The 7269-nt window shown below is 70.6% G+C and carries 7 protein-coding genes; 2 read left to right on the top strand and 5 right to left on the bottom strand.

Annotated features, from left to right (window positions below; genetic code table 11):
- Nucleotides 1–1320: AI-2E family transporter (locus M3C17_RS18505; RefSeq protein WP_259979525.1), on the bottom strand; the 1320-nt coding region annotated here is incomplete at its 3' end.
- Nucleotides 1321–1382: 62 nt separating this feature from the next.
- On the opposite strand from M3C17_RS18505, the gene M3C17_RS18500 reads away from it, so the two are divergent.
- A complete protein-coding gene (locus M3C17_RS18500) occupies nucleotides 1383–1682 on the top strand; it encodes a chorismate mutase (RefSeq protein ID WP_259979524.1) in 300 nt (99 codons plus the stop codon).
- 288 nt (nucleotides 1683–1970) lie between these two features.
- Here the strand turns inward: M3C17_RS18500 and M3C17_RS18495 are convergent, their stop codons facing one another.
- Both M3C17_RS18495 and M3C17_RS18490 read right to left on the bottom strand, forming a co-directional pair.
- The gene (locus M3C17_RS18495; protein WP_259979523.1) at nucleotides 1971–2564 is read right to left on the bottom strand and encodes a short chain dehydrogenase; all 594 of its coding nucleotides are present in this window, start codon (nucleotides 2562–2564) and stop codon (nucleotides 1971–1973) included.
- A 77-nt stretch (nucleotides 2565–2641) separates the two neighbouring features.
- Nucleotides 2642–3739 carry an ROK family protein gene (locus tag M3C17_RS18490; RefSeq protein ID WP_259979522.1) on the bottom strand — a complete coding sequence of 366 codons (1098 nt, stop codon included), beginning with the start codon at nucleotides 3737–3739 and terminating at the stop codon, nucleotides 2642–2644.
- 121 nt (nucleotides 3740–3860) lie between these two features.
- Between M3C17_RS18490 and M3C17_RS18485 the strand changes: the two genes are divergently transcribed.
- Nucleotides 3861–5018 (top strand): ROK family protein, encoded by a 1158-nt coding sequence (locus M3C17_RS18485; RefSeq protein WP_259979521.1) that lies wholly within the window; start codon nucleotides 3861–3863, stop codon nucleotides 5016–5018.
- A gap of 478 nt (nucleotides 5019–5496) precedes the next feature.
- Here the strand turns inward: M3C17_RS18485 and M3C17_RS18480 are convergent, their stop codons facing one another.
- Nucleotides 5497–6423: a carbohydrate ABC transporter permease gene (locus M3C17_RS18480; RefSeq protein WP_259979520.1), complete on the bottom strand. Its 927-nt coding sequence runs from the start codon at nucleotides 6421–6423 to the stop codon at nucleotides 5497–5499.
- 2 nt (nucleotides 6424–6425) lie between these two features.
- Nucleotides 6426–7269, bottom strand: an 844-nt coding sequence (locus M3C17_RS18475; protein ID WP_259979519.1) for a carbohydrate ABC transporter permease, incomplete at its 5' end; no start/stop codon positions are given.

The raw sequence follows: 7269 nt of genomic DNA, 5'->3' as shown, positions 1-7269 counted from the left end.
CTGCTTCACGATGATGAGGATCGAGGCCGTCACCGGCACCGCGACGAGCGCGCCGAGCAGGCCCAGCAGGGTGCCGCCGGCGAGGGCGCCGATCACCACGAGCGAGCCGGGCACGGCCACCGCCCGATTCATGACGCGCGGGGTGAGCACATAGGCTTCGATCTGCATGTAGACGAGGTAGATCGCGGCGAAGACCAGTGCGGCGATCGGGTTCGTGAACAGCGCGAGGCCCGTGCCGATGATCCAGAACAGCACGGAGCCGACCAGCGGGATCAGGGTGACGCAGAAGGCGATGGCGGCCATCAGCGGCGGGAACGGCAGGCCGAGCACCGAGTACAGGATCAGCGCGAGCATCGCGTTGCAGAACGCCAGCACGACCATGCCCATCACGTAGCCGCCGACCGAGTCCGTGATCTGCTCCGAGATGTCTCCGGCCCGTGCCCGGTCGCGGGCGGGGACGAGGCGCAGCAGGCCCTGCTTCATGGCGGGCAGCGTCGCGAGGAAGTACAGCGTCAGCACGAGCACGACGATGGCCCCGGAGATGCCCGTCGCGATCGAGGCGCCGACCTGCAGGGCTCCGCCGCCGATCGTGGCGAGGTTGCCGAAGTCGGAGAGGAACTTCTGCACCTCCCCGACGAGGTCCTGGAACTGATCGCCGAACTGCGCGTTCAGCGTCTTGTAGAGGTCGGTCCCTTGGAAGTCCTTGATCATGCCGGGCACCGAGTTCACGAAGCCGGCGATCTGCTGCACGACGATCGGCACGATCATCCACAGCACCAGCGCGACCGCGACGATCAGGGCGAGGATCGTGATCACCACGGCGATGGCGCGCGAGAGTCCGCGGCGCTCCAGGAATCGCACGGCGGGGTCGAGCCCCAGTGCGCCGAACAGCGCGAGGGCGATGTAGATCAGGACGGTGGACAGGTTCGACAGCGCGAAGCCGATCACGATCGCGCCGAGGGCGCCCAGCGTCACCAGGAAGCCGAACACGAAGGGCCGGTCGATCCGGGTCCAGAACGAGCGGCTCGGGGTCGTGGGCTCGAGGGCCACCGGCCGGGAGGCGGTGCCGTGATCGGCGGCGGCGGAGGAGGCTCCGGGTGCGGAGGCGGAGGCGGCGGCGGGGGCGCCGGGAAGTGCGGCGTCCACGGGCTCGGGGGTACCGTCGGCGGGGTCGCCGGGGAGTGGGGCGTCCCGGGGCTCGGGGGTGCCGTCGGCGGGGGCGCCGGGAAGTACGGCGTCCACGGGCTCGGGGGTGTCGACGGCCGGGCGGGGGAGCGCGTCGTCGTGAGGGGCGGGTGCCGGCGACTCGTCGTTGCTCATGTGCTCACGATAGCGGGCACCCCTCGCCCGGTCGGGGCGATCCGCGGCTCTAGAGTAGGGGCATGACCGCCGCTGAGGATCCGAAGGCCGAACTGCTCCGACTCCGCGCCACCATCGACAACATCGACGCGGCGCTGATCTTCATGCTGGCCGAGCGGTTCCGGGCCACGCAGCAGGTCGGGCACCTGAAGGCCGCGCACGCCATGCCGCCGTCGGATCCGAACCGCGAGGAGCAGCAGGTCGCGCGGCTGCGGGCGCTTGCGGAGGAGGCCCACTTGGATCCGGAGTTCGCGGAGAAGTGGTTCAACTTCGTGGTCGCCGAGGTCATCCGCCACCACACCGAGGCCGCCGAGAGCCGCTGACCGCGGGAGTCGCACTCGCCCGCAGCGTGTGCGTTCGCCCGCCCGTCCGGACCCGGGGCACACCGCCGTCCGCCCGCCGCACATCGCCGCCCGCGGCCGGCGTACATCGTCGCCGTCCGGAACTGGCGCACGCCGCCGTCCGCCCGCGGCACATCGCCGCCCGCGGCACATCGCCGCCCGGGTCCGGGGCACGCCTCCGTCCGTCCGGGGGACACCGCCGTCCGCCGGGGCACACCGCCGTCCGCCCGCCGTGCGGATCCGGCGCACACCGCCGTCCGTCGGCGCCGTTCAGACGGCGAGGACTCGCCCGGTGACGACACCTTCGACCGCGCGCACATACGCCCGGCCGACTTCGGCATCCGTCACGGGACGGTGTCCGGGGAAGGCCGAGAAGTAGCCGGGTGAGTTCTCCAGCACGTCCGGGGAGACGGCGTTGATGCGGATGCCGCGCGGCGCCTCCGCGGCGGCGGTCAGCACGAACGACTCCAAGGCGCCGTTCGCCATCGCTGCCGCGGCGCCGGTGGCGATCGGCTCCCGCGCGAGCACACCGCTCGTCAGCGTGATCGACCCGCCGTCGCTCACGTGGCCCAGGGCCTCGCGGACCACGTCGAGCTGTGCGAGGGTCTTCCCCGTGAAAGCGGCCAGGAAGTCGTCGCGGGCGAGCGCGGTGAGCGGCTTGAAGGGCACGGAGCCCACGGCGACGACGACCGCATCGACCGAGCCGAGCCGTGCGAACAGCGAGCGGATCGACTCCGGGTCCGTCACGTCCACGCTCTGGGCGCCCGAACGCGAGGCGCGGACGACGTCGTGCCCCCGCTCCTCGAGCGTCGCTGCCACCACGCCGCCGATGCTGCCGGTCGCGCCGATCACGAGTGCCTTCATGCGGTTTCCTCCCGGGTACGGTGTCGCTTCCGCGGGGACACCGATCCCCGCCCGCATCGAGTCTGGCAGGCGCGGGCTCAGCGAGGCGTGAACGCGCCGGCCACGACACGAGCGGCAGCACCGCGGAGCACGGCATCGTCGAGGCTGCTCGACGACACGGCAGGGCCCAGCGAGGGGTGCGAGGCGGCGCGCACCGCGGTGGCCGTCGCCTCGACGAAGGCGCTCGTCACGATCTCGGGAGGGCCGCTCAGCAGGATCGTCGGCAGGTCGACCGCGGCGGCGATCACCGACAGCGAGGTGCCCAGGCGTGCACCGGCGGCCGCGAGCACCGCGGCCCGGTCGGCACCTGCCGCGTCGAGCCGTCGGTTCAGCGCGGGCACCGAGGCCCAGGCGTGCACGCAGCCCTCGCGCCCGCAGAGACACGCGTCGCCCGGGTCGCCGCCCGCCACGACGTGCGCGAGTTCCCGCGCGCCGATCGATCGCTCGACCGGGGTGCCGTCGTCGCCGACCACGCGGATCGCGGTGCCGATGCGGGTGCCGATCCGCACCAGGAGGAAGTCGGTGCCGACCGTACCGAACCGCTGCGCGGCGTCGGCCACCAGGTCGGCGTCGTCGTGGACGTGGACCGGCGCGTCGACCACGGCGGCGAGACGCTCGCCGAGCCCGAGGAGGGCGGGTGCTCCGGTGGGGGCGCCGATGCCGATGCCGAGCGGCGGACTGGTCGCGAGCTGCGCCAGCTCGTCGGCGACGGCGGCGATCCCGGCGACCGGCTCGGTGTCGAGCAGGCGGGTTCGGCGATGGTCGAGACGGCCGTCCGGGGTGGCGAGGGCGCCGGTGACCTCTCCGGGGACGCTGAGGTCGAGCGCGATGACCTGCACGGCCCGCTGGTCGAACTCCAGCATCACGGCGGGCTTGCCGGGGCGGGCGTCCTGGCTCGGGCCGCTCTCGCGGATCACGCCGTCGCCGAGGAGGTCGCGCACGACCTCGGAGATCGTGGGTCGCGCGAGCCCGGTGAGGCGCGCGAGATCGGCCCGGCTGGCTGCGGAGTGCTCCATGAGCGTGCGCAGTACCAGGGCGCGGTTGCGTTCGCGGATCGCGCGCGCGTGGGTGGGGGGTGCGGCCTGCGAGGCTCGTGTCCGGTCGCCGGGGCGCTCTAGGATCTGGGGATAGCGCACGGTGCTCCTCCCGATCGACGCGCGGGCTGACTAAGTTTAATGAATAAACTAACTGGCTCGAGCGTACGGAGCGCCGTTCGACCTGTCAATCGCCGATCCTCGTCCCCAAAGGAACGGACCAATGTTCACCACCGACGACGCGCTGGACACGCAGGCCGCCGTCCGGCGCGCGAACCTCCGACGAGCGCTGCAACTCGTGTTCCAGGCCTCCGGAACCCAGACCAGGGCCGGGATCGCCAGGGCCACCGGCCTGACCGCCGCGACCGCATCGTCCCTCGTCGCCGAGCTGATCGACAGCCGTCTGGTGGCTGAGGGCGAACAGGCGGTGAGCACGGGCGGCAAGCGCGCCACCACGCTCAGCATCGACGCGAGCCACCACCTGATCCTCGTCCTCGTGGTGCAGCCGCTCAGCGCCCTCGTCGCCCTCGTCGCGCTCGACGGCTCGACGCTGGAGAGCGCCACCGTGACGTACACGTCGGGGACCCGCGACCGCGTGCTCGACGAGACGGTCGGCGGTGTCGCCGAACGGTTCGCCGGGCGGCTCCTGGCCGTGGGCGTGCAGCTGCCGGGCACGACCGACGGCCGCTCGGTGCTGGAGAGCGTGCAGCTGGAGTGGCGAGACGTACCTCTCGCGGAGCGCTTCGAGGCGATCGTCGACGCCCCGGTGCTGCTGGTGAACGACGTCGACGCCGAGGCCATCGCGGAGGCGGGGATGGACGAGTCGCCGTCCGGATACCGCCTCTTCCTGCACAGTGGCGGAGGCATCGGCGCCGCGGTCACCCTCGACGGCGAGCTCGCACCGGGGCCCCGCGACCGTGCGGGCGAGATCGGACACGTGCAGGTGGTGTTCGGGGAGGCCGCTCGGCCCTGTCGCTGCGGGCAGCGCGGCTGCCTCGAGTCGGCCGCCGCGCTCGGGCCCATGCTGGGCGAGGAGTTCACCGACGCGCTCGACGTGGGGGCGATCCGCGCCCTTGTCGCCCGTGCCGACCAGGGGCAGATCGACGAAGGGGCCAGGGCGCTGGCTCGTGCCGTGAAACTCATCAGCGCGCTGCTCGACCCGATCGAGGTGGTGATCGGCGGTCCGGCGACGGAGCTCGGTCCGCGGTTCCTGGAGCGCGTGCGCGCGGAGACCGACTACCCGGCACGCGGAACGCTGCAGGTGCCCATCCGCTACGCCGACCCGCGCGTGCCTCCGTCTGCCGGCGCCGCTCAGGCCGCGCTCACCGCGGTGCTCGGCGTGCGCTGGAGCCCCGCCCAACTCCGCGCCGCCTCGACCTGACGCTGCCGTCGCCCGCGCGACTCGCGCGACACGAAGGACTTCGCACGCCTCGCCCCGCCCTCCCCGCCCTCCCGTGTCGAAGGAGTTCTCAAGAGTTGAAGGAGAGTTTCGGCGAATGGGGCCTTCCGTTCGTGTGAAGTCCTTCGCGACGCGTGCCGGCCCCGTCCGCGGCTCCGTGGTTCCGCGATTGGGTGTCCCCGTCCGCGGCTCCTCGGCCGCGCGCGACACGAAGGAGTTCTCACGACTTGAAGGAGAGTTTCAGCGAATGGGTCCTTCCGTTCGTGTGAAGTCCTTCGCGACGCGCGCCGTCCCTGTCCGCGGCTCCGTGGTTCCGCGATTGGGTGTCCCCGTCCGCGGCTCCTCGGCCGCGCGCGGGGCGAAGGAGTTCTCACGACTTGAAGGAGAGTTTCGGGGAACGGGTCCTGCCGTTCGTGTGAAGTCCTTCACGACGCGAGCCGATCCGGTCGCGGCGAGCGGGCTACTTCACGCTGCCGGCGGTGAGGCCACCCACAAGGCGCTTCTCGATCAGCATGAACAGGATGATCACGGGCAGGATCGCGACGATCGACACGCCGAACACGTACTGCCAGCTGGTCTCGTACTGACCGACGAACTTCGTCAGCGCCACCGAGAGCGGCTGGTTCTTGTCGGTCGAGAGGATCACGAGCGACGCGGCGAACTCGTTCCAGCAGGCCACGAACGTGAACACGATCGCGGTCACGATGCCCGGCCACACCAGGGGCAGATTGATGCGGAACAGGACCGTGAGCCGCCCGGCGCCGTCGATCTGCGCGGCCTCGTCGACCTCCTTGGGGATGCCGGCGAAGAAGGAGTGCATGATCCACACCGCGAACGACAGGTTGAACGCGGCGTTGATGAAGATCATCGCCGCCCAGGTGTCGCCGAGACCGAGCGTCGTGAACTGCCGGAACAGGCCCGAGGTGAGCACGGCGGGCTGCAGCATCTGCGTCACGATCACGAGGAACAGGAAGACCATGCGCCCGGGGAACTTGAACCGCGCCGTGTAGTACGCGGCAGGCAGCGACACGAGCAGCACGAGCAGCGTCGCGAACACCGCGATGATGATCGTGGAGACGAGGTTGTACGGCAGCGGCGTCTCGGGGGTGGACCACATCGAGATGTAGTTCTCCCAGTGCCACTCGGTCGGCAGGTAGGTGGGGTCGACCGAGCGGATCTGCGCCTTCGTCTTCACGGAGCCGAAGAACATGATGAGGTACGGCAGCACGAAGATCGCCAGCACGAGGAACCCGGCGGCGGTGCGGAGGATCACGCGGGGCAGCGACACCTGGTCGGCCGTGTAGCGGCGCTTGCGGCCGGAAAGCGGGGGCGTGCGGCGGCCGTGCGAGTCGGCGGTGGTCACGAGGGCGGTCTCGGTCACGGTCATGATCAGACCTCCTTCATGGGCTTGACGATCTTGACGTACGCCGCGACGATCACGATCACGATCAGGAAGGCGACGACCGAGAGTGCGCTCGCCACGTCGACCTTCTTCTGCAGTTCGATGTACTTGAAGATCAGGGTCATGATCGTGTCGGCGCCGTAGCCGGGGATCGACCCGGTCATCACCTTCAGGATCGGCAGCGAGTTGAACACGTTGATGATGTTGATCAGGATGGCGACCGCGAGAGCGCTGCGCAGCTGCGGCAGCACGATCGAGAAGTAGGTGCGTGCGGCCCCGGCGCCGTCCATCTTCGCGGCCTCGAGCGCGTCGGCGGGGACCGCCTGGAGGCCGGCGAGGATCGTGTAGGTCGTGAACGGCAGCGACACGAACACGGCGATCACGATGGACCAGGCGAACGCGGTCTCCGGGTTCTTGGTCCAGCCGTAGCCGACCGCATCATCGGAGAGCCCGATGTCGTACAGGAACTTGTTGAAGATGCCGAAGTACGGCTCCAGACTGTAGTAGAACACCATGGTCGTCATCACGACCGAGGCCGCCCACGGCACGATGACGGCCATGCGCACGAGCTGGCGTCCCGGGAACGCCTTGTTGAGGATCTGCGCGAGCCCCAGCGAGATCACGACCGTGAACAGCACGACCGACACGACCCAGACGATCGTGCGGAAGAAGATCGGCCAGAACTCGGCGAACGTGAACACGGTCACGAAGTTGTCGAACCCGACGGAGCCCTTGTCGAGCCCGGACAGCGAGATGTCCCGCGTCGAGTTGTAGAACATGACGCCCGCGGGGAACAGCACGACGCCGATGATGAGCACCAGCGCGGGCGCG

The sequence above is a fragment of the Microbacterium sp. p3-SID336 genome (assembly GCF_025143365.1).
In the GTDB taxonomy this organism is placed as follows: Bacteria; Actinomycetota; Actinomycetes; order Actinomycetales; family Microbacteriaceae; genus Microbacterium.
This window is presented reverse-complemented; position numbering and strand designations above follow the sequence as displayed.

Coding starts and splice junctions, on each gene's coding strand:
- M3C17_RS18480 (WP_259979520.1), bottom strand. CDS start 6,423: ATGACCGTGACCGAGACCGCCCTCGTGACCACCGCCGACTCGCACGGC.
- M3C17_RS18485 (WP_259979521.1), top strand. CDS start 3,861: ATGTTCACCACCGACGACGCGCTGGACACGCAGGCCGCCGTCCGGCGC.
- M3C17_RS18500 (WP_259979524.1), top strand. CDS start 1,383: ATGACCGCCGCTGAGGATCCGAAGGCCGAACTGCTCCGACTCCGCGCC.
- M3C17_RS18495 (WP_259979523.1), bottom strand. CDS start 2,564: ATGAAGGCACTCGTGATCGGCGCGACCGGCAGCATCGGCGGCGTGGTG.